The 20,504-nt window shown below is 69.7% G+C and carries 17 protein-coding genes, 1 tRNA gene and 1 pseudogene; 8 read left to right on the top strand and 11 right to left on the bottom strand.

Translation table 11 applies throughout. The annotated features are described in order from the left end of the window. Nucleotides 1-18: 18 nt before the first annotated feature. From AB0K52_RS18450 to AB0K52_RS18425, 6 genes are all read right to left on the bottom strand, one after another. Nucleotides 19-1,368, bottom strand: coding sequence for an extracellular solute-binding protein (locus AB0K52_RS18450; protein ID WP_363533524.1), 1,350 nt, complete (start codon nt 1,366-1,368; stop codon nt 19-21). Between the two features lie 56 nt (nt 1,369-1,424). Continuing rightward, on the bottom strand, nt 1,425-2,471 hold the full coding sequence (locus AB0K52_RS18445) for a LacI family DNA-binding transcriptional regulator (RefSeq protein WP_363533521.1): 1,047 nt from the start codon (nt 2,469-2,471) through the stop codon (nt 1,425-1,427). A 234-nt stretch (nt 2,472-2,705) separates the two neighbouring features. Beyond that, the gene (locus tag AB0K52_RS18440; protein ID WP_363533518.1) at nt 2,706-4,727 is read right to left on the bottom strand and encodes a TIM-barrel domain-containing protein; all 2,022 of its coding nucleotides are present in this window, start codon (nt 4,725-4,727) and stop codon (nt 2,706-2,708) included. Between the two features lie 91 nt (nt 4,728-4,818). After that, the gene (locus AB0K52_RS18435; RefSeq protein WP_363533515.1) at nt 4,819-5,826 is read right to left on the bottom strand and encodes a LacI family DNA-binding transcriptional regulator; all 1,008 of its coding nucleotides are present in this window, start codon (nt 5,824-5,826) and stop codon (nt 4,819-4,821) included. 222 nt (nt 5,827-6,048) lie between these two features. Next, complete coding sequence (locus tag AB0K52_RS18430) at nt 6,049-7,506, bottom strand: family 43 glycosylhydrolase (protein ID WP_363533512.1); 1,458 nt, start codon at nt 7,504-7,506, stop codon at nt 6,049-6,051. A 145-nt stretch (nt 7,507-7,651) separates the two neighbouring features. After that, a complete protein-coding gene (locus AB0K52_RS18425; protein ID WP_363533509.1) occupies nt 7,652-8,635 on the bottom strand; it encodes an aldo/keto reductase in 984 nt (327 codons plus the stop codon). Between the two features lie 123 nt (nt 8,636-8,758). Between AB0K52_RS18425 and AB0K52_RS18420 the strand changes: the two genes are divergently transcribed. After that, the gene (locus AB0K52_RS18420) at nt 8,759-9,754 is read left to right on the top strand and encodes a hypothetical protein (protein ID WP_363533506.1); all 996 of its coding nucleotides are present in this window, start codon (nt 8,759-8,761) and stop codon (nt 9,752-9,754) included. Between the two features lie 133 nt (nt 9,755-9,887). Here AB0K52_RS18420 and AB0K52_RS18415 read toward each other — a convergent pair whose 3' ends face one another. The 4 genes from AB0K52_RS18415 to AB0K52_RS18400 all read right to left on the bottom strand — a co-directional run bounded on the left by AB0K52_RS18415 (nt 9,888) and on the right by AB0K52_RS18400 (nt 13,023). Continuing rightward, on the bottom strand, nt 9,888-10,454 hold the full coding sequence (locus AB0K52_RS18415) for a cellulose-binding domain-containing protein (RefSeq protein WP_363533503.1): 567 nt from the start codon (nt 10,452-10,454) through the stop codon (nt 9,888-9,890). Nucleotides 10,455-10,586: 132 nt separating this feature from the next. Continuing rightward, a complete protein-coding gene (gene ligD / locus AB0K52_RS18410) occupies nt 10,587-11,492 on the bottom strand; it encodes a non-homologous end-joining DNA ligase (protein WP_363533500.1) in 906 nt (301 codons plus the stop codon). Continuing rightward, on the bottom strand, nt 11,492-12,415 hold the full coding sequence (gene ligD, locus AB0K52_RS18405; protein ID WP_363533925.1) for a non-homologous end-joining DNA ligase: 924 nt from the start codon (nt 12,413-12,415) through the stop codon (nt 11,492-11,494). Before ligD (AB0K52_RS18405) ends, ligD (AB0K52_RS18410) begins: the two co-directional genes overlap by 1 nt. A gap of 17 nt (nt 12,416-12,432) precedes the next feature. After that, complete coding sequence (locus AB0K52_RS18400; RefSeq protein ID WP_363533497.1) at nt 12,433-13,023, bottom strand: DNA polymerase ligase N-terminal domain-containing protein; 591 nt, start codon at nt 13,021-13,023, stop codon at nt 12,433-12,435. Nucleotides 13,024-13,113: 90 nt separating this feature from the next. Here AB0K52_RS18400 and AB0K52_RS18395 point away from each other — a divergent pair, with 90 nt between their 5' ends. The 7 genes and pseudogenes from AB0K52_RS18395 to AB0K52_RS18365 all read left to right on the top strand — a co-directional run bounded on the left by AB0K52_RS18395 (nt 13,114) and on the right by AB0K52_RS18365 (nt 19,319). Then, the gene (locus tag AB0K52_RS18395) at nt 13,114-14,028 is read left to right on the top strand and encodes a Ku protein (protein WP_363533494.1); all 915 of its coding nucleotides are present in this window, start codon (nt 13,114-13,116) and stop codon (nt 14,026-14,028) included. 6 nt (nt 14,029-14,034) lie between these two features. Beyond that, nucleotides 14,035-14,433 carry a hypothetical protein gene (locus AB0K52_RS18390; RefSeq protein WP_363533491.1) on the top strand — a complete coding sequence of 133 codons (399 nt, stop codon included), beginning with the start codon at nt 14,035-14,037 and terminating at the stop codon, nt 14,431-14,433. A gap of 187 nt (nt 14,434-14,620) precedes the next feature. Continuing rightward, nucleotides 14,621-15,370, top strand: a complete 750-nt coding sequence (locus AB0K52_RS18385; protein ID WP_363533488.1) for a hypothetical protein — start codon at nt 14,621-14,623, stop codon at nt 15,368-15,370. A gap of 420 nt (nt 15,371-15,790) precedes the next feature. Continuing rightward, on the top strand, nt 15,791-16,669 hold the full coding sequence (locus AB0K52_RS18380; RefSeq protein WP_363533485.1) for an alpha/beta hydrolase: 879 nt from the start codon (nt 15,791-15,793) through the stop codon (nt 16,667-16,669). 148 nt (nt 16,670-16,817) lie between these two features. Further along, complete coding sequence (locus AB0K52_RS18375) at nt 16,818-17,933, top strand: PQQ-dependent sugar dehydrogenase (RefSeq protein WP_363533482.1); 1,116 nt, start codon at nt 16,818-16,820, stop codon at nt 17,931-17,933. Between the two features lie 285 nt (nt 17,934-18,218). Next, nucleotides 18,219-18,625: pseudogene (locus AB0K52_RS18370) on the top strand (transposase family protein); the annotation flags it as partial. Between the two features lie 620 nt (nt 18,626-19,245). Then, nucleotides 19,246-19,319 (top strand) — tRNA-Pro (locus tag AB0K52_RS18365). Between the two features lie 60 nt (nt 19,320-19,379). Here the strand turns inward: AB0K52_RS18365 and AB0K52_RS18360 are convergent. Further along, nucleotides 19,380-20,504 (bottom strand): IS481 family transposase (locus tag AB0K52_RS18360; protein WP_363533479.1); only part of this gene is annotated, 1,125 nt, incomplete at its 5' end.

Here is a 20,504-nt window from a genome sequence, read left to right as displayed (position 1 = left end):
GGCGGGTGCGGGTGTCGGTCATGGCTGCCTCACCGTGAATCCCTGGTATTCGGCGTACTCTGCGATGCGCTGCTGCCACGCCTCCATGGCGGCGACGGCGTCGGTCTTCTCGGCGACGGCCGTGCCGACGGTGGCGGTGAAGTCGGCGTAGACCTTGTCCTGGAACGGGGCCCATTGGAAGCCGGGGTCGACGGTCTCGCCGATCTGGGCGAAGAGGCCGTTGACCTCCTGGCCGCCGTAGAAATCGAGCCGCTGGCCGGTGAAGGCGGGGTCGTCGAGGATCGCCTTGGTGGGCGGGTAGAGGAACTGCTCGTTCGCCATGGTCGCGGTCGACTCCGGGTCGGTGTTGACGAACTGGGCGAAGACGGCGGCGGCGATCGGGTTGCGGGTGGTGGCCATGACGGCGGAGGTGGAGCCGCCCCAGTTGGACGAGACCTGCTGCCCCGCTTCCCATTGCGGGAGCGGTGCGACGCGCCAGCGGCCGGCCGTGGAGGCGGCGGCGGACTGGAGGAAGGTCGGAGCCCAGGCGGGGGCGACCCAGGTGGCGTACTTGCCTTTGTTGAGGGCCTGGTACCACTGGTCGTTGAAGTCGGCGTCGACCGAGATGAGGTCCTGTTCGGACAGGTCGCCCCAGTAGCGGGCGACCTTCTCGGCCTCGGGCGAGGTGAGGTCGACGTTGAGGTCGGGGCCTTCGGAGCCGCCGAACGGGTCGGCGCCGGCCTGCCAGAGCATGGCGGCGAAGAACGCGCCTTGGGAGGGCGCGAAGTTCGTCAGGTAGACCTCGGGGTCGGCCGCGCGCAGTGCGGCTGCGGCGGCGGCGAAGTCGTCCCAGGTGGCGGGCACGTCGATGCCGTGGGCCTGGAAGAGGTCCTCGCGGTAGAGCATGCCCATGGGGCCGGTGTCCTGCGGGATGGCCCAGACCTCGCCGTTCGCGCCGGACACCTGGGACCAGGCGAACTCGACGAACTGGTCGCCGATGTCATTGGCGCCGTATGGGGCGAGGTCGAGCAGGTCGTCGGTGATGACGAAGGACGGGATCATCTGGTATTCGAGCTGGGCGATGTCGGGGGCGCCGTTCCCGGCGCGCAGCGCGGTGCGGAGCTTGGCGTAGTGCGGGTTGCCCTGGCCGGCGTTGACGACGTCCACTTTGACCTTCGGGTAGACCTGGTGGAAGCGCTCGACCTCTTTCTCGATGCCGGGCACCCAGGTCCAGAAGTTCAGCTCGGTGGGCGTGTCCATGGCCTCGTCGATCTGCGCCCGGGTGACGTTCGCGGGCGGGTCGACGGTGTGCCTGCCGCAGGCCGCGAGCGCCAACGGGCTCGCGAGGGCGGCCGCGAGGCCGCTCCTGCGACTGAAACGGGGATGCATCCGACATCGGTCCTTCCTGTTGCGCGCCAGTGCGGTTCAGGATTCGCCAGCTGGCACTACTCGGTGAGGGGCGGTGCGGTGGAGGCGCGGACGACGAGGCGCCGGCGCGGTGCGGCCGGCGTCGCCTCCTGCGGCGCGGCCCCGGGCAGGAGCCGCAGGAGATGCTCGAGGGCGTGGGTCGCGTCGCCTTCGAAGTCCTGCTGGACGGTGGTCAGCGGCGGGGTGAGGTAGGCGGCGGCGGGGATGTCGTCGAAGCCGACGAGGGAGACGTCCTCGGGGACGCGCCGCCCGGCTTCGTGGAGCGCGCGGGCGAGCCCGATCGCGGTGTCGTCGTTGGCGCAGAACACGGCCGTGGCCTCGGGCGGCAGGAGGCGCCCGGCGGCGTACCCGCCCGCGGGGGTCCAGTCGCCCTGCAGGGGCGGGGGCGGTTCGATGCCGCGCGCCCGGTGGGCCTCGGCCCAGCCCTCGCGGCGCTCGCGCCCTTCCCACCAGTCCTGGGGCGCGGCGATGTGCCACACCTGCCGGTGGCCGAGGTCGAGCAGGTGCTCGACGGCCTCGCGGCAGGACGCGGCGGTGCGGCCGCGGGTGAGGGCCACGTGCTCGGCGGGGAGGCCGGCCGCCTCGCCGAGGCTCACGATCGGCACGCCGGCGTCGGGGCGCAGATGCTGGCCCTCGTCCTTGGGCTCGGAGAGGATGATGCCGTCGACCCCTTGGGCGAGCAGCCAGTCGACGGACTCCTGGACCGCCTCCGGCCGGCCCTCGGTGGTGTTGGCGACCATGAAGGAGAGCCCGGCGGCGCGGGTGGCGCGCTCCAGTGCCACGAGCATCGAGGCGGGGCCGTAGAGGGCGGAGCCGAGGGAGACGACGCCGATGCGCTTGAAGCGGCCCGTGATGAGCGCGCGGGCGGCGGTGTTGGGGCGGAAGCCGAGCTCGGCGGCGGCGCGGAGGACCTTCTCGCGCAGCTCCTCGCTCACGTACCGCTCGTTGTTGACGACGCGGGAGACGGTCTTCTGCGAGACCCCGGCCAGCCGTGCCACGTCGGTCATGCCGGGCGGCCTGCGCCGGGCGTCGTCGACGCCCTCGGGCGTGATCGGGGGGGTCATAGGGCTCCAAAACGGGTCTGACTACGCTGTCAGGCGCAACCTACGCCACGTTTCGGAGCCCTGTCAAGTTCCGCCGCCTAGTGCCCGTCCGGTGCATCAGGGAGCGGCGGAAGTCCGTTGTCCGCTCGCAAGGCGGAAGACGCTCCCGATACCGGGGTGGTATCGGGAGGCCCGACAACGCGGCGGGCGGGCGAACGGGCCGGACAGCGACCGGTCTGATTCGCAGGACCGGCCCTAGATCGCGCCGACCAGTTCCGGCAGAGCCCCGTCGCGCGCGAACACCGGGATCACCTCGATCGGGGCCTCGGCGTCGATCCACTGCCCGCCCTCGTGCACCGCACCGGAATGGAGGTCGGTCCAGGACGCGCCCTGCGGGAGGTAGACGCGGCGCGCGGTCGCGTCCGCCTCGACCACCGGGGCCACGAGCAGATCGGGGCCGAACATGAACTGGTCGGCCAGGTCCCAGCAGACCGGGTCGGCCGGGAACTCGTGGAACACGCCGCGCATGACCGGCTGCCCCGCCTCGTGCGCCTCGGCCATGAGCCGCCGCGTGTACGGCCGCATCGCCTCGCGCAGCCGCACGTACCGCACCAGGATCTCGTACACGTCCTCGCCGAAGCTCCACAGCTCGTTCGGCGCGCCCGTGCCGCAGCGGTCCGAACCGTCCGCGGCCTTGACCTGCTCGCCGGGCTGGCGGTCGCCGTGCATCCGCATCACCGGGCAGAACGCGCCGAACTGGAACCAGCGCACGAGCAGTTCGAGGAACGCCGGCTCGTTGACGTTCCCGCCCCAGAACCCGCCGATGTCCGTGGTGAACCACGGGATGCCCGCCACGCCCATGTGGATCCCCGCGGTGATCTGCCGGCGGAAGTCCTCGAAGGACGATTGGATGTCGCCCGACCACACCAGGGCGCCGTAGCGCTGGCTGCCCGCCCAGGCGCAGCGCACGAGGTTCACGACCTCCTCCTGGCCGGCGGCCCGCTGGCCTTCGTAGAACATGCGGGAGAACGCCTGCGGGTAGACGTTGCCGACCTCGACGTTCGGGCCGGCGTGGTAGCGGTAGTTGTCGAAGTCGTAGACCCCGTACTCGGGTTCGGCCTCGTCGAGCCAGAAGACCTTGATGCCCAGGTCGAAGTAGTTGCGCTTGAGGATCTCCCAGGCCCGCTCGCGGGCGCGGGGGTTGGTGGCGTCGAGGAACATGCTCGGGCCGAGGAAGCCCATCTGCACGTCGAGGCCGCGTTCGGTGCGCACGAGCAGGTTGCCCTGCTTGAACTCGTTGAAGTTCTCCGACTCCAGCGAGACCTGCGGCCACACCGAGACCATGAGCTCGACGCCCATCTCCTTGAGCTCGGCCACCATCGCGGCCGGGTCCGGCCAGAACTCCTCCTCGAAGCGGAAGTCCCCCATCTTGGGCCAGTGGAAGAAGTCCGCCACGATCACGTCGAGCGGCAGGCCGCGCCGCCGGTACTCGCGGGCCACCTCGAGGAGCTGCTCCTGGTTCCAGTACCGCAGCTTGCACTGCCAGTAGCCCAGGCCGTACTCGGGCATCATCGGCGCGTGCCCGGTCGCGTCGGCGTACGCGGCGCTGATCCGGGCGGGGGTCGGGCCCGCCGTGATCCAGTAGTCGAGCTGCTGCGTGGCCTCGGCGATCCACTCGGTCCGGTTGGCCGCGAACGAGGCCGAGCCGATCGCGGGATTGTGCCACAGGAAGCCGTACCCCGCGCTGGAGACCACGAACGGCACACTCGCCTGCGAGTTGCGGTGCGCCAGTTCGAAGGTGGAGCCCTTCACGTCCAGGATCGCCTGCTGGTACTGGCCCATGCCGTACAGCTTCTCGCCCTCGACCGGCTCGAACGCGGCCCGCAGGCGGTGCGCGCCGCCGGGCAGCGGCCGGAACTCGCGGGCGGCGAGCTTGAGCGAGCCGCCGCTGCCGAGTTCGCGCAGCAGCGTCTCGCCAGCGGCGTCGCGGAACTCGACCGTGCAGTAGAAGCGCTCGTAGCCGGTCTGCCAGTCGCGGCCGCTGTGCGCGGTCATGACGACCGTGATCGCGCCGTTCGCGAGCGTCGCCGTGTCGCCGTCCACAGTGATCTCGACGTCCACGGGTTCGGGTTCGAGGAGGGCGAAGTCGGTGTCCAGCACCTCGCCCGCGCGGGTGCTCCGGACCCGCAGCGAGTCGCGGCCCCAGGCCTGCACGACGAGCGTCTCGCCGTCCCCGCGCCAGGTGATGGCGTCCTTCGCCGTCTCGAAAAGCTGCATAGGGGTCTCTCTCCTTAGTGCGGGCGACTCGCGCCGCGAACCGGTTCGCGGGGAATCATGCCAAGAGTTCCGGCCGCCGTCAAGCAAGGGTTCAGTCGGCGGGAGCGACGCTCGACCGCCGGTCGAGGCGGGGCGTGACGAGGCGCTTCACGGCGGGCGAACCGGGCGCCGCGATGCGCTCGCACAGCACGTCGACGGCCGCCTCGGCCACGGCCGTCGGGTCCGACTCGACCGCCGTGTACGAGAGCACGTAGAGCCGCGCCAGCTCCGCCGAGTGCAGCGAGACCACGCTCCGGTCGGCGGGCACCGCGAGGCCGAGGTCGCCGAGCACGAACGGCAGCATGGCGACGGCGGCGTCGTTGTGGATCAGGAGGGTCCGCGGCAGCGCCGGGTCCTGGAGCGCCGCGCGCAGCGTCTCGCGCACCTGCTCGGGGCCGACCGGGACCGGCACCTGCACCAGGCGCAGGCCCCGCTCGGCCGCGCGGCGCAGCGCCGCCCGCTCGAACCGGGTCGCATAGGTCGAGCCGCCGGTGTACAGCTCCTCGGGCCAGCGCACGAACATCGCCTCCCGGTGCCCGGCGTCGGCGAGGTGGTCCACGAGCAGGCGCGCGGCGGCCGCGAAGTCGAGGTCGACGGCGTCGGTCCCGCGCGCGTCCCCGGGGTTGCCCACGAGCACGGCCGGGTAGCCGGAGCGGCTGATCGGCTCCAGGCGCGGGTCGTCGTCGAGCACGTTGAGGAGGATGAGGCCGTCCACCCGGCGGCCCGCGATGGCCTGGCGGACCGCTTCGGCCCCATCGGCTTCGGTGAGGAGCATGACGGCGTAGCCGCGCTCGCGCGCGGCGTCGGAGAAGGCCACGAGGTAGGTCGCCAGCGCGGGGCTGAACTCGGCCTCGTGGAAGCGGACGACGACGCCGAAGGTCATGGTGCGGGAGGTCGCGAGGGCTCGGGCACCGGTGTTCACCGTGTAGTCGAGTTTGGCGATGGCCGCTTCGATGCGGGCGCGCGTCTCGGGGGTGACGAACTTGCGCCCGGTGAGCACGGACGAGACGGTGCTGCGCGAGACGCCGGCCTCGCGCGCCACGTCGCCGATCGTCGCCACGCTCGCTCTCCCTTCGGGGGTCGGTCCGGGCGAGTGTATCGCCTGGTGGCGGCCGGGATCCCGGGCGCCTCCGCCAGCCGGTCGGACAGCGGGTCGAAGTCGGTGCCGGTGCGCATGCCGCCGGCGTTGCGGTCCCCTGAGGTGCGGCGCCCCGAGCGGCGGATATCGACATGGCGCGCTCGACCGCCCGGAGCCGATCGGGGCTCCGGGCGGTCGCGGGGGTCAGGTCAGGCGGAACGTGGCGTCCGTGCGGTCCTGCGCCGTGGCGGTCGTTTGGAGGTTGGCCAATCCTCCCGAGGCGCGGATGTACCGGCCCGGGAAGTTGAACGATTCGAAGGAGACCGCGCCCGCGTCGGCGAGCCCGCTCCGCTGGAAGAAGCTCGCGTCCGAGTCGTACACCGAAGAGCCGTCGTCGGCCTCGATCCACAGCTCGTAGTTCTTGTGGCGCACATAGCGGCCGGGGAAGTTCGCCGACTCGAGCGAGACCGTCCCCGAACCGGCCAGGCCCGGCACGATCCGGAACTGCGAATCGGCCAGCATGGCGACGGCGGTGCCCGCCCGGACCCGGTAGTCGTAGTGGTTCAGGTAGGCGCCGGCCTGCCCGTACAGGGCGAACCGGTACGGCGTGGCGCCCGCGGCGACCGGGATGCCGAAGTCCGGCGTGCCGTCCGCGCGCCAGTAGACCTTCTGGACCCTGGTGTGCCGGTTGGGATCGTAGAGCGGATCGCCGCTGATGGCCTTGTAGGGCCGGGCGTGGTAGACGAGGATGTCGCTCTGCCCGTCCTCGGAGACCGTCCAGGAGTTGTGGCCCGGACCGTACTGGCCCGTCGCGTCGCTGCTGCGCAGCACCGGCTGCGCGCTCTTCGTCCACGAGGCGGCGTCGAGGAGGTTCGCGCCCGACGAGGCGCTCAGGAGCCCGACCGCGTAGTTCGCGTCGGTGGCGCTGGCGGAGAAGGTCATGAAGATCCGGCCGTTCCGCGTCACGACCGACGGGCCTTCGTTCACCTTGACCCCGACCGTCTCCCACGCGTGGGTCGGCTTGCTGATGCGCACCGGCGTGCCGGTGATGGTCCACGGGCTCGTCATCGCGGCCAGGTACAGGCTGGTGCCCGAGCCGAGTTCGGGGTCGCTCTGGGCCCAGCAGAGGTAGCGGGTCGAGCCCTGGGTGAACGTGGTCGCGTCGAGCGAGAACGAGTCGCGCGGCGTGACGATGCGGCCCTTCTCGGTCCAGGTGCCGCTCATCGGGTTCGCGCTGGCGTTCTCGAGCACGTACATGCGGATGGCCCACTTGTCCTCGGCGCGCCCGGCCGCGAAGTAGATGTACCACTTGCCGTTCACGTGGTGGATCTCCGGCGCCCAGATGTGCGCGCCCATTTCGCCGGTGGCGTGCTTGGTCCAGATCGTGGCCTCGGCGGCGGTCGCGAGCCCCTGCAGGGTGGTCGCGCGCCGCAGGATGATGCGGTCGTAGGCGGGGACGCTCGCGGTGAAGTAGTAGTACCCGTCGGTGTGCCGCCAGATGTGGGGGTCGGCGCGCTGCTCGATGAGCGGGTTGACGTACCGGACGGCGGGGGTGTCGGCGGCCTGGGCGGTGCCGGGGGCGAAGGCGATGCCGGCGGTGGAGGCGGCGGCCACTCCGGCGGCCTGGAAGAGCCGGCGGCGGCTGAGCGGCGGATGCTGCATGAGGGGCTCCTTGGGGATCTTGGTTTGTGACCGGTAACAAATGTGCGGTCAGACTAACCGGGCCTCCCCCAAAAGTCAACGATATCGATCCGTCGATATCAACGGCCGCGGAGACCTGGCGCCTCCGGGGAGGCGCCAGGAGCGGCTACCAGCGGTCGTGGACCTGGGCGCGGATCTTCGCGTCGTAGAGGTCGCGCACGGCGGCGAGCGTCGATTCGGGCAGCGGCGCGAGGTCGGCGGCGGCGGCGTTCGCCCGCGCCTGCTCGGGGTTGCGGGCGCCGGGGATCACGGTGGAGACACCGGGCTGCTGGATGAGCCAGCGCAGCGCGGTCTGCGCCGGGCTCGCGCCTTCCGGTGCGAGCGCGGCGAACTCGACGGCGGCTTCCACGCCGGTGGCGTAGTCGACGCCGGAGAAGGTCTCGCCCTGGTCGAAGGCCTCGCCGTGGCGGTTGTAGGTGCGGTGGTCGTTCGCGGCGAACTCGGTGTCCTTCGTGTACTTGCCCGAGAGCAGGCCCGAGGCGAGCGGCACGCGCGCGATGATCCCGACGCCGGCCGCCTCGGCGGCGGGCAGGACGGCCTCGAGCGGCTTGAGCCGGAACGGGTTGAGGATGATCTGGACGCTGGCGGTGCCGGGCCGCGCGATCGCGGTCAGGGCCTCGTCGCAGGTCTCGACGCTGACGCCGTATGCGGCGATGCGGCCCTCGTCCACGAGGGTGTCGAGCGCGTCGAAGACGGCGTCGGAGCTGTAGACCGCAGTGGGCGGGCAGTGGAGCTGGACCAGGTCGAGGCGGTCGACGCCGAGGTTGGCGCGGGACCGGTCGGTCCAGGCCCGGAAGTTGCCGAGCGTGTAGAGGGCCGGGTCGAGGGCGACGCGGCGGCCCATCTTGGTGGCGACCAGGACCTCGGCGTCGGGGCGCTCCTTGAGGAAGCGGCCGATCAGCTGCTCGGAGCGGCCGTCGCCGTAGACGTCGGCGGTGTCGAAGAAGGTGACGCCGGCCGCGACGGCCGCCTCCAGGACGGCGAGCGCGTCCGCTTCCCGCACCTCGCCCCAGTCGGCGCCGAGCTGCCAGGTGCCGAGGCCGACCACTGACACCGTCTGGCCGCTCCGGCCGAATGCGCGCTGCTCCACTGTTCCCCCCGAGTCGTCGTGCTTGCGGGGCCAGTCTAGGGCTCGGCGAGCGGGGCCGGTGAGGGTCCGGGCCACGTCGTCGGGGGCGCCGGTTCGCGGGCGCGGCGGCGTATAGTCGCCGTCGTGCGCTACTACGTTCAGTTTCCTGCGGGAACAGGCGAATTGGTCGCGGCGTCGATCGGTTCGCACGTAGATCGGCCCGAGATCGTCTACGCCGACGACAGCTCGCTGATCTTCGAGTCGGACAGCGGCTACGAGCAGGTGGTGCGGATCCCGTTCGTGAAGAACTCGTTCTCGGTGATCGCGGACGTGGAGCGGCGCGACCTCGACCGGGGCGTCATGGAGCTGGCCGAGAGCCTGCGCTACGACGGGCTCGCCGCCCGGGCCGACACGTTCCGGGTGATGTTCCATGTGGACGGCGAGCTGATCGCCGTGGGCTCCAGGGCGAAGCGCGCGCTCGAGACCGAGATCGCGTACGCCTCGGGGCAGCGCATGGTCGGGCGCGGCTCGGGCGAGGAGTACTGGGTGGTGGGCCGGACCGACTTCGACTACCTGATGCTGTGCCGCCGCCACATCCGGCCGAAGCGCTCGTCGAAGGCGGCGGGGGCGATCTCCCACGAGCTGTCGTCGTTGCTCGTGGCCGCGTCGGAGCCGCGGGCCGACGACGTGTTCCTCGACCCGTTCGCGGGTTCGGGCTCGTTCCCGCTCGCCCGGATGTCGTTCCCGGCGCGGCGGATCGTGTATTCGGACGCGAACCTCGAACGGCTGCAGGGGGATTTCCCGGCGGGGATCCGCGACGGGATCGAGTTCCTGGACGAGGACGCCTTGGCGTTGCCGTCCTTTCAGGATGGTGAAGTGGACGTGATCGTCACCGATCCGCCGTGGGGCGAGTACGAGGACCTGCCGCTGGCGCTGCCGGAGTTCCTGGGCGCGATGGCGCGCTCCTTCGACCGGGTGCTCGACGCGCGCACCGGGCGGTTCGTGCTGCTCATCGCGCGGATGGCGGCCGAGGAGGCCGATCGGGCGCTGCGGGCGAACCGCATCGCGATCGCGTCGGAGCACGAGGTGCTGGTGAACGGCCACCCGGCGACGGTCTTCGTGGGCGGCCGCGAGGCATGACGGGCTGCCCGTCGTCCACCGCGCCGAAGAACGCGGCGTGGTCCCGGCGGTGCAGACGGGCTGGAAGACTGCCGGTGCTCCTTGAAGAAGGTCCGGTTCGCGGCTCCGGCGGTCTGCCGGAGCCGCTCGGTGATCAGCGGGTCGCCCCAGGCGGTCTCGCCGCCCGGCGCGTCGAGGTGTCGCCGATGTTCCAGCCGGGCAGCATGGCCTGGTCCATGGCCGGAGCCGACCCGGTGGGCGGCTCGCTCGTGGGCGGGGTGGTGGGCTCGCCGACGCTGCCGTCGCAGACCCTCCCGTTGAGACGGAACTCGGCGGGATGGGTGTTGACTCCGGCCCAGTAGCCGTTGAACCCGAACGAGGTGGAGGCGCCGGTGGCGATCTCGGCGTTGTAACCCAGGTTCTCGGCGACCACGGTCTCGCCCGTAGTCGTGTACTTCGCGTTCCACATCTGCGTCACGTGCTGGCCTTCGAGCCAGACCCATTCGAGGTCCCAGCCGTCGATCGGCTCGCCGAGGTTGATCACCTTCACGTCGGCGGTGAAGCCGCCCGGCCACTGGCCGGTGACGTTGTACTCGACCTCGCAGCCTTGGGCGGCTTGGGCGCTGACGGCCCCGAGGAGGCCGGCGGTCAGGACGGCGGCGGCCGACGCCGCGATCGCGCCGAGGCGCAGCCGTCGTCTACGCACAGTGGTCGGACTCATGTGGAGTCTCCTTGCCGGGGAGCGGGATTCTCGAAGGGGGGCGGCGAAGTCGCTGGGGAATCGGGGTCGATCGCTGCCACCACAGACTAAGTTCGCAGTCCACAGTGTGTCAATCGATCGATCTGCTCTTCGCTATCGCCAGGAGTCGAGGCGTTCGCGGACGGCGTGCGGCGAGGCCGCGTGGGCGTCCATGCCGGACCAGGGGTCGGCCTTGCGGGCGAGGCGGCGGCGAATGGAGGCGATCGTGAACGTGTCCGGGCCGGTGCGGCCCAGTTCGCTCCAGTCGAGGGGCGTGGCGACGGTGGCGCCGGGGCGGGCGCGCAGGGAGTAGGGCGCGATGAAGGTCTGGGAGCGGCCGTTGCGGTTGACGTCGAGGAAGATGCGGTCGCCGCGGCGGTGCTTGCGCTGGGCGGTGGTGAGCCGGTCGGGGTCGTCGGCGGCGAGCCGGTCGGCGAGGTCCCCGGCGAGGTCGCGCACGAACCGGTAGTCACCGCCGCGGTCGAGCGGGGCGACGACGTGGAAGCCGCGCCCGCCCGTGGCCTGCAGGTACGGGGTGAGCCCGGCGTCGGTGAAGAGGTCGCGGGCGCGGCGGGCGACCGACCGCAGCTCGGCCACCGTGACGCCGTCGGGCGGGTCGAGGTCCATGACGAGCCGGTCGGGGCGGTCGAGGTCGACGGTGGTGGCCGTCCAGATGTGGAACTCGATCGTGCCCAGGTTCGCCAGGTAGAGCAGGGACGCCGCGTCGTCGCAGACGACGTACTGGATGCTGCCCTCGCTGCGGCGGTGCGGGACGTCGACCGTCTCGATCCACTCCGGGAAGTGGCCGGAGGTGTCCTTCTGGAAGAACCCCTCGGTCGCGATCCCGTGCGGGTAGCGGCGCATCGTCAGCGGCCGCCCGTGCAGGTGCGGGAGCATCGACTCGGCGACCGCGAGGTAGTGGACGAGCATGTCGCCCTTGGTCACACCGTTGTCCGGGTAGAGCACCTTGTCGAGAGTGGACACCTTGATGTCCTGCCCGGCCACGTGGATCTGCGCCATCAGACGGTCTCCTTGACGACGTCCTCGGCGGACTTGTCCGTCCGCTCGCCCTGATAGCGCGGGTGGCGCAGCATCCCGTCGGGCGTCCACTCGGTGAACCCCACCTGCACCACCAGCTCCGGCTCGATCCAGTGCGCCCCCTTCTCGCGCACCCGGCCCTCGAACGGGCTCGAGTCCCGCTCCAGACTGTCCATCCGCGCCCGCAGCGCCCGCAAGGTGCGCTCGTCGTAGCCGGTGCCGACCTTGCCCGCGTAGCGGAGCGACCCGCGACCCTCGTGGTAGCCCACGAGCAGCGCCCCGAACCCGGCCCGAGAACCCTGCGGCTCGGTGAAGCCGCCGACCACGAACTCCTGGTCGCGCACGCACTTGAACTTGAGCCAGTCCTTCGAGCGGCCCCCGCGGTAGCGCGAGGCCGCGCGCTTGGCGATGACGCCCTCCCAGCCGCGCCCGCACGCGTCCTCGAAGTACTCCCGCCCGACCGTGTTGCGGTGCGCCGAGTACCGCAGCGGATCGCGGAAGTCGAACGCGCGCTTGAGGAGTCGCTTGCGGTCCCGCAGCGGGAAGCGCGTCAGGTCCTCGCCGCCGAGGGAGAGCAGGTCGAACACGTAGTAGTAGACGTCGACGCCCGTCGCGGCGATCCGCGCGGCGCCGGTGAGATGCATGCGCGCCTGGAGGCGGGCGAAACTCGTCTGCCTGCCGTCGAACGCGACGATCTCGCCGTCCACCGCGAAGTCCGGGCCGCCCAGCTCCGCGAGCGCCTCCACCAGCTCGGGGAAGCTCGCGTCGGCCCGCCGCTCGTTGCGCGACCACAGCTGCACCGCGCCGCCGCCCTCGCGCACCGCCAGCGCGCGCATCCCGTCGAACTTCCGCTCGAAGATCCAGTCGCCGCTGGAGAAGCGGCGCTCGGTGAGCGTCGCGAGCATGAGCGGTTGGAAGCCGGTCACGCGAGGTCCCGGTTGGTGCGGCCGGTGAGCACCGATTCGAGCTGGGTCCTGGCGGGTTTGCGGCGGCGGTCGACGCCTTCGTCGTCGACCTTGACGAGCAGCCAGTTGTCCTCGTCGTCGCCCATGCGGGACAGGGCGAACCCGCCCATGATCTTCTCGCCGGCGAGCCAGACCTTGATGTGGCCGTGCTCGAGGGCCTCCTCGATCGGGACCTCCTTGCCGCGCTTCTCGGTGATGTTCACGTACCGGCCGGTGTCCCAGACGATCACGGTCCCGGCGCCGTACTCGCCGTCGGGGATGCGGCCCTCGTAGTCGGCGTATTCGAGGGGGTGGTCCTCGGTGCGGACGGCGAGGCGCTTGTCGGCGGGGTCGAGCGACGGGCCCTTCGGGACGGCCCAGGAGACGAGCACGTCGTCGATCTGGAGGCGGAAGTCGAAGTGCAGGCGGGTGGCGTCGTGGCGCTGGATGACGAAGAGCTCGCCCACGTCGCTGGCGGCGCGGCGCGCCGCGCGGCCGCCGGCGGGTTCGCTGGACTTGGAGAAGTCGCGTTTCCGGCGGTAGTCGGCGAGCTTGCCACCTCGTGCCATGAGCGCAAGATACCCGAGGGGCGGCCGTGACAAACGAGGAATGATTACGTATCGCACGCGACCCGCCACTCACGGTGGCATGCTGTGGTCATGCCAGGGTCTGTCTGGGACGGGGTCATCGCATTCGGGTTGGTCAGCATCCCGATCCGGCTCCGCGCGGCCACGGGCAGCCACGACCTCTCGCTGCACCAGTACCACGTGTCCGACGGCGGCCGCATCCGCTATGAGAAGGTCTGCGAGCTCGACGGCGAGGCGGTCGAGCCCGACGACATCGTGAAGGGCACCGAGTCCGACGACGGCGACATCGTGCTCCTCGACGACGACGACTTCGCCGACCTGCCCGTGAGCACCTCCAGGACCATCGAGGTCATCGGGTTCATCCCCGCCGAGAAGATCGACCCGATCTTCTACGAGCGGTCCTACTACGCCGAGCCCGGCAAGGCCGCCGCGCGGCCGTACGCGCTCCTGCGCGAGTCGCTCGTCGACGCCGGCCGGATCGCGGTCGTCCGAGTCACCCTGCGGCGGCGCGAGAGCCTGGCCGCGCTCCTCCCCCGTGACGACGTGCTGGTCCTGCACACGATGGTCTGGCCCGACGAGATCCGCGAGCCCGAGGACGCCGGCCTGGGCGGCGAGGCCAAGGCCGCCGAGCTGAAGATGGCGACCGCGCTCATCGACTCGATGGCCATGGACGAGTTCCACCCCGAGGACTACACCGACGACTACCAGGAGGCCCTGTACGACCTCATCGAGGCCAAGTCGCACGGCCGCACCCTCAAGGCGAAGGCCAAGGCGGAGCCGAAGGCGAAGGTCATCGACCTGATGGAGGCGCTGGCCAAGAGCGTCGACCAGGCCAAGTCCGGGTCGGGGCGGCCGGCCAAGCAGGCGGCGAAGCAGACCGCGAAGCAGGCGGCCAAGAAGACGACCGCCAAGAAGACGGCCAAGAAGTCCGCCGCGCGCAAGAAGACCGCGAAGAAGGCCCCCGCGGCAAAGCGCAAGAGCGCGTGACCGACGATGGCCCGCGCCGCCTCACTGGACGCCCGTTACCCGCTGCCGGACTGGACGGTCGACACGGGCTTCAAGCGCGACCTGACGCTCGCGGTCGCCGCGGCCGTCCGCAACGCGGTCCAGGATTGGCCGGACCTCGAAGGGCCGCAAGCGCAGTCGGTCCACGCCGCGCGCGTCACGGCGGCCGCGCGGGCCGCGATCGCGCCGCTGCTGACCTGGCTCGAGGAGAGCCCCGGCGACGGCGTCGGCTACCCCGGCGACCCGCTCGTCTCCTACATCGGGCAGCTCGCCCTGACCCGGCCCGGCGAGGCCCCCGATCCCGGGCACTACCGCGAACTGCTCCGCGACTACAGCCGCCACCTCACTGAGCAGGCCGGGCGCTTCAGCCCCACCCGCACCGATTAATCCGACCTCTGCACCGCCCATTCGCGCGGTTTCGGCACTGAAACGAAGATTCTCCGGCGACTTCCAGGCGTGACGACATCGATACATCTGACTTTAATTTGTTTAATTATCCGATTAAACATTGACTTCCGGAGGTTTTATATCGCAACATGTCAATATCACTATTTCGAACCGAGGGAGGGATTCGATGACCGTCAGCAGCATGCCGGCCCGCTTGGGCCGCCTCGCCCTGATCGTCGCCGTGATCGCCGGGTTCCTGAGCTTCGCCTCGCCGGCGCAGGCCCAGGTCTACTACACCTGCGAGCGGTGGAACAGCTACACCCAGGGATCCTGGACGATCTACAACAACATCTGGGGCGACAACCACGGCTCCCAGTGCCTCACGGTGAACAGCATCAAGTCCTGGTACGTCGACGCCAACCACAGCGGCGGCGGCATCAAGTCCTACCCGAACACCTCGACCAGGCTCCAGACCCCGCTGTCGCAGCTGAACTCGGCGGGCTTCTGGTTCAGCACCAGCTCGGCCGCCGTCGGCGGCAGCGACCACTGGAACTGGACGAGCGACCTCTGGTCGACCAACAACCAGGACGAGATCATGGTCTTCACCGACTGGGCCGGAGGCCCGGCGGGCGGCTGGGGCCGGCAGATCGCCTCCAACGTCACGATCGGCGGCGTCCTCTACGCCTCGGTCTGGCAGGCCGACCCCGGCTGGAACGTCCTGCAGCTCATCCCCGCCGAGAAGCGGACCTCCGGGACCGTCGACGCGGCGGCCGTCTGGCGCTGGGCGGCCTCCCAGAACCTCCTGCGCAACACCACCTTCGACACGATGCAGTTCGGCCTCGAGATCACCTCGACCAGCGGCACCCAGAAGCGCTACTCGCTGAACGCGTACAGCGCCTGGTGGAGCAACACCTCCGGCGGCGGCTCGAGCATCTGACCCCGCTGCAGACGCGCAACGGCCGGCGGCCCATCCGGGCCGCCGGCCGTTTCCCTTGCGTCAGTTCGCCCCGGCCGACTCCACCGCGCGCCTCGCGGTGAACCCGGCCGCCCGCATCAGGTCGAGTTCGCGTTCGGGATTGCGGATCTTCGGACCTTCAGCGGTCACCGGTTCGGGGCGGCGGTGCGACGAGCGCCATGAGGGACGCCGATCCCGAGGAGGCTTTCAAGCGGTATTGAAGACCGCCGGTACGGCCGGCCTTGCGTTTCGCGGTGAACAGGTCGGGGAAGTCGATATCGTCGGTCCATGCTCGCCAGGCCTCGGGACCGGGGAGGCAGGGCCGAAGCACCGGCGGAACCGTCGACACCGCCCCGCCTCAGGGCCGGTACCAGCAGATACCGCCGATGAACGGAGGAAGCGATGCAGGCGATGCAGAAGGTCCGCCATCGTCAAGTCGAGGTTGGCGGCCTGGAGGTGCTCTTCCGCGAGGCCGGTCGCCCCGGTGATCCGACCGTCCTACTGCTACATGGATTTCCGAGTTCATCGCATACCTTCCGCGAGGTCATGCCTGGATTGGCTGATGTCGCCTACGTGATCGCGCCGGATCTCCCCGGATTCGGCATGTCCTCGTCGCCAACCGTCGACAGCTTCGACTACACCTTCGCGAACCTCGCCAAGACGATCGAGAGCCTGCTCGATCGCCTCGGGGTCGACCGCTTTTTCGTCTACTTGCACGACTTCGGTGCGCCTGTGGGCTATCACCTGGCCACCCGCGCCCCCGAACGCATCCGCGGTCTCATCGTCCAGAACGGCAACGCGCACGAGGACGGCCTCGGCGAACAGTGGAACACCGCCAAGGCCTATTGGGCCGACCCGACCGACGAAAAGCGCTCCGAGCTTCCGGACTGGCTGAACTTCGAAGGCACCCGTGACCAGTACCTTTCGGGGCTGCCTGAGCGTCTGCGCGTGCTGCATGCACCCGAGCCGTGGCACCTCGACTGGGAGCGCATGCGACGGCCGGGCAACATCGAGGTGCAATTCGCGCTGTTCGCCGACTACGCCGGCCACGTCGACCGGTTCATGGAACTCGCCGAGTATCACCGGGCCCATCAGCCGCCGGCGCTCGTGCTTTGGGGTTGGCGTGATCCGTTCTTCGATGTCGCTGAGGTTCTCGCCTATCTCCGCGCCCTCGATCGCGTCGATGCGCACGTATACGACGGCGGACACTTGCTGCTGGAAACACATACGCCGGAGTGCGTTGCGATCATGCGGGCGTTCGTGCTCGACAACCTCTACTGATTCGGCACGGAGTGCTCCTGCTTCCCTTGAAGGAATCGGGTTTCCTGCCTATGTGGTCTGTTCGCGGGTGGTGCGGAGTGTGCGTCGGCGTATGCGGCCGATCCGGACCTACCATGGGTCTTCAACCGCAACGTCCCAGAGGAGAACGATGAAGCTCCGGAGGCTCCTGCCGCTCACGCTGGCCACGGTAATCGGCGCCGCATCGACCGCCTGCAGCCCCTCGGAGCCGGTGCCACCAGCCGAGGAGTCGACACCGGCGTCGCCGTCTTCACCCGCGACGTCCGCGGCCGACCCGGTCGCTGTACTGCCGACGGGCGAACCGCAGGTCATCGCGATGAATCTGGACGTTCCGTGGTCGGTGGCGTTCGTCGGCGAGACCGCCCTCATCAGCAGCCGCAATGACGGCGACGTCCTCGAGCTCCTTCCGGATGGCGCCACACGCGTGATCGGCACTGTCGATGGCGTCGTCCACGAAGGTGAGGACGGCCTGCTCGGCCTCGCGGTCGACGACCAGGACCGGCTCTACGCCTACTCGACCGGCGAGGACGGCAACCGGATCGAGCGGTACGGCCTCACTGGTGAACCCGGCTCCCTCGCTCTCGGCGAAGCCGAGATCCTTCTCGAGGGCATCCCTGCCGCGCCCTTCCACGACGGCGGCCGCATCGGGATCGGCCCCGACGGAATGCTCTACGCCACCACGGGCGACGCCGGGAACCGCGAGGACGCTCAGGACCTCGACAGCCTGAGCGGGAAGATCCTGCGCATGACCCTCGACGGTGGCGTCCCCGAGGACAACCCGTTCCCGGGCTCGCTCGTCTACAGCTACGGCCACCGCAATCCGCAGGGCATCGCCTGGGCCGCGGATGGGACCATGTTCGCCGCCGAGTTCGGTCAGGACACCTGGGACGAGCTGAACATCATCGAGCCGGGTGGCAACTACGGTTGGCCCGCAGTCGAAGGGATCGCCGAGCACGAGGACTACATCGACCCCGTCCAGCAGTGGAGCCCTGAAGAGGCCAGCCCCAGCGGCATCGCAGTCGTCGAGGGCACGCTCTTCATAGCCAACCTCCGCGGCGCGGTCCTGCGCGCCGTCCCCGTCGCCGACCCGGGCACCTCGACCGAGCACTACGAAGGCGAGTTCGGGCGTCTCCGCGCGGTCACCGCCTCGCCCGCCGGCGACCTGTGGTTCACCACCAGCAATACCGACGGCCGAGGCGAACCGAGCGGGGACGACGACCGCCTCATCAGCGTCACGGTCGAATAAGGCAAGGCGCGGTCGGGCAAGGCACCCCTTGGTGAGGCGATCCAATCCAGTCTGATCGGTCGAGGCCCGGTCGCTGTGGGCGCGGGATCAGGCAGATTGGCATCGACCTTTATGACTAAATCTCGGGGAGGAACTTCCAGTCCTCAATGAGCTTGTTTCAACGTGCCTGAGGCCTGTTGCAGTGCAACAGATGTCGTGAGGACATGGCAGGTCCTGGCCCAAGACAGCAGGAGAGCCCCTGGTAGAACAGCAGGTGCTGAAATCCGTTGTCTACCAGGAGCTCTCGTGCTTTTCTACCCTGCCGCACTGCCCCTGTCCACCTCGACCCTCAACCGCGTGGCCGGCCTCATCCGCACCCACCGCAAGACCATCGGCTCCCGTTGGCGAGTCCTCGACCCCGGCACCCAGGCACTGCTCACCCTCGCCTACCTGCGTAAAGGCGAAGCACTGCGGAGCCTTGCCGCCGGGTTCGGCATCTCGGCAGCGACCGTATGGCGAGCACCCGCGAGACCATCCTCCTGCTCGCCGCCCGCGCCCCGGGGATCCGCGACGCCCTGCAGCACGCGAACCGCTCCGGTGCGGCGTTCGCGATCCTCGACGGCACCCTGGTCCACACCGACCGCAACCAGATCGACCAGCCCTTCTACTCCGGGAAACACAAGCGGCACGGGATGAATCTCCAGGCCATCGCCGGCCTGTTTTAGTGCCCAATCTCGGTTTGAGTCCTCATTGGACGCAATTAGCTTTGAAACACTCATAAGAGCGCGCTCGTGGTAGCGCCTCTTCTCAATGAGATGGAGGCAGGGTCGCCCCAAGGGGGCGATCACGCTCATAGCCCGGACCTCCACGCAATCCGACGAGCCCAAAACCGCCATGGCCAACCGGATAAACGCGATACAACACGGCCAGATGCCGGGCAAAGGTTAGAACTTCCGATATCATGATCAAGCGGTGCCTCGAAATCCGAAGGCTCGAATGGCTCAAGACACTAGGTGCGCCACGTCCCGACAACGCGTCCAAACCCTGTCGCCGACCTCCGATTACGCCATGAACCCCGACCCTGATCAACAGCACCTGCTCTGGGCCCGCGGGTACCTCTACGCTCGCGAAAGATCGGAGCCGCTCCACCCCTGGTGGCGCTCCCATGAGCTCGGCAGCCGCAAACCCCCCTGCAGCAAGCGCCAGGATGAACAGGTTTGCGCAGGTCAGCTAGAGGTTCGACCTTGAGCTGCATCTGCAACAGCGGCAATACCTGGCGGCGTTTTGAGTTAGTAGTGCTGTACGCTGGCTGAGGCCGCTTTGCGGTGATGTTCGGGACGTGGCGCAGCTTGGTAGCGCACCCGCTTTGGGAGCGGGGGGTCGCAGGTTCAAATCCTGTCGTCCCGACTCTGTGGTGTCTCAAGACATCGGAAACCCTCCGAACCTGCAAAGGTCCGGCCTGTTTTGCTATGCAGGTCTGGTGGGGCCTTTGGGTCGGCCGGTGGGTTGGTAGTCGCGGGCCGGGTCGAGGGTGAGGGCTCTGAGAAGTTCGCCGGTCACCGCGTTGAGGACGCGGATGTCGAGGCCTTCGACGATCAAGAGGACGCGGGTGCCTTCGTGGATGCGGCCGATGCCGATGTGGTGGAGTTTCCCGTTGTGGCGCAGGGTGACCGACCCGGCTTTGTCGATGGTGTCGGTGCGGACGCGGCCAGGAGTGGTGTTGGGGAGGTCGCCGGGGGCGGCTTTGGGTCTGGTGGTGTAGACCGCGGCGGGGGTGGCGCGGTGCGGGAGCGACCGGTGGGGGCGGCGCTCGTTGTATTCCGCGGTGAAGGCGTCGATGAGTGCCTGGAGCTGGTCGAGCGTGGCCGGTTGCGGGACTTGCGCGGCGAGGTGTTTCTTCATGGTCTGCTGGAATCGTTCGACTTTTCCGCAGGTGGTGGGCCGGTTCGGGCGGGAGTTCTTCTGGGTGATGCCGAGGCGGGCGAGTTCGTGTTCGAGGGCGTTCTTGCCGCCTTTGTGGTGGGCGAGGCGGGTGGTGAAGACCAGGCCGTTGTCGGTGAGGGTCGAGGCCGGGATGCCGTGCGCGGCGCAGGCGGCGGTGAAGGTGTCGCGGACGGCCGGGCCGGTGACGCGGTGGTGGGCGGTGACGGAGAGGGCGTAGCGGGCGTGGTCGTCGAGCCAGGTGAGGATCTCGGCGTCGGCGCCTGTGGCGAGGCGGTAGTGGGTGAAGTCGGCCTGCCAGCATTCGTTGGGCATGGCCGCTTCGAAGCGGATGTAGGAGGAGCGCGGGCGCTTCTTCGGCTGCGGTTCGACCAGGCCGGCTCGGGTGAGGTAGCGGCTGATGGTGGCGGGCGAGACGGTGGTCTTGTGGTGCTGGGCGAGGTGCCAGGCGATGGTTTCGGGTCCGGCGTCGAGTCCGGCCTCGGTGAGCTTCTTCCGCAGTTCGCCGATCAGCTCGACTGTCTCGGGCCGGGTCTGGTTCGGCGAGGTCTTGGGACGCCGTGAGCGGGGTTCGAATGCTGCGGCGCCTTCGGCGCGGTAGCGGGCGACGAGCTTGGACACCCAGCCTTTCGAGACGCCGTAGGCGAGGGC

This window comes from Glycomyces sp. NPDC049804 (assembly GCF_040674615.1).
Classification (GTDB): Bacteria; Actinomycetota; Actinomycetes; order Mycobacteriales; family Micromonosporaceae; genus Glycomyces; species Glycomyces niveus.
The sequence above is the reverse complement of the archived record's forward strand: the minus strand, read 5'-3'. Positions and strand labels throughout refer to the sequence as shown.

Excerpts from the sequence above, each read along its gene's own strand:
- AB0K52_RS18450 (WP_363533524.1), bottom strand. The coding sequence starts at position 1,368 with ATGCATCCCCGTTTCAGTCGCAGGAGCGGCCTCGCGGCCGCCCTCGCG.
- AB0K52_RS18445 (WP_363533521.1), bottom strand. The coding sequence starts at position 2,471 with ATGACCCCCCCGATCACGCCCGAGGGCGTCGACGACGCCCGGCGCAGG.
- AB0K52_RS18440 (WP_363533518.1), bottom strand. The coding sequence starts at position 4,727 with ATGCAGCTTTTCGAGACGGCGAAGGACGCCATCACCTGGCGCGGGGAC.
- AB0K52_RS18430 (WP_363533512.1), bottom strand. The coding sequence starts at position 7,506 with ATGCAGCATCCGCCGCTCAGCCGCCGCCGGCTCTTCCAGGCCGCCGGA.
- AB0K52_RS18415 (WP_363533503.1), bottom strand. The coding sequence starts at position 10,454 with ATGAGTCCGACCACTGTGCGTAGACGACGGCTGCGCCTCGGCGCGATC.
- ligD (WP_363533500.1), bottom strand. The coding sequence starts at position 11,492 with ATGGCGCAGATCCACGTGGCCGGGCAGGACATCAAGGTGTCCACTCTC.
- ligD (WP_363533925.1), bottom strand. The coding sequence starts at position 12,415 with ATGCTCGCGACGCTCACCGAGCGCCGCTTCTCCAGCGGCGACTGGATC.
- AB0K52_RS18400 (WP_363533497.1), bottom strand. The coding sequence starts at position 13,023 with ATGGCACGAGGTGGCAAGCTCGCCGACTACCGCCGGAAACGCGACTTC.
- AB0K52_RS18395 (WP_363533494.1), top strand. The coding sequence starts at position 13,114 with ATGCCAGGGTCTGTCTGGGACGGGGTCATCGCATTCGGGTTGGTCAGC.
- AB0K52_RS18390 (WP_363533491.1), top strand. The coding sequence starts at position 14,035 with ATGGCCCGCGCCGCCTCACTGGACGCCCGTTACCCGCTGCCGGACTGG.
- AB0K52_RS18385 (WP_363533488.1), top strand. The coding sequence starts at position 14,621 with ATGACCGTCAGCAGCATGCCGGCCCGCTTGGGCCGCCTCGCCCTGATC.
- AB0K52_RS18380 (WP_363533485.1), top strand. The coding sequence starts at position 15,791 with ATGCAGGCGATGCAGAAGGTCCGCCATCGTCAAGTCGAGGTTGGCGGC.
- AB0K52_RS18375 (WP_363533482.1), top strand. The coding sequence starts at position 16,818 with ATGAAGCTCCGGAGGCTCCTGCCGCTCACGCTGGCCACGGTAATCGGC.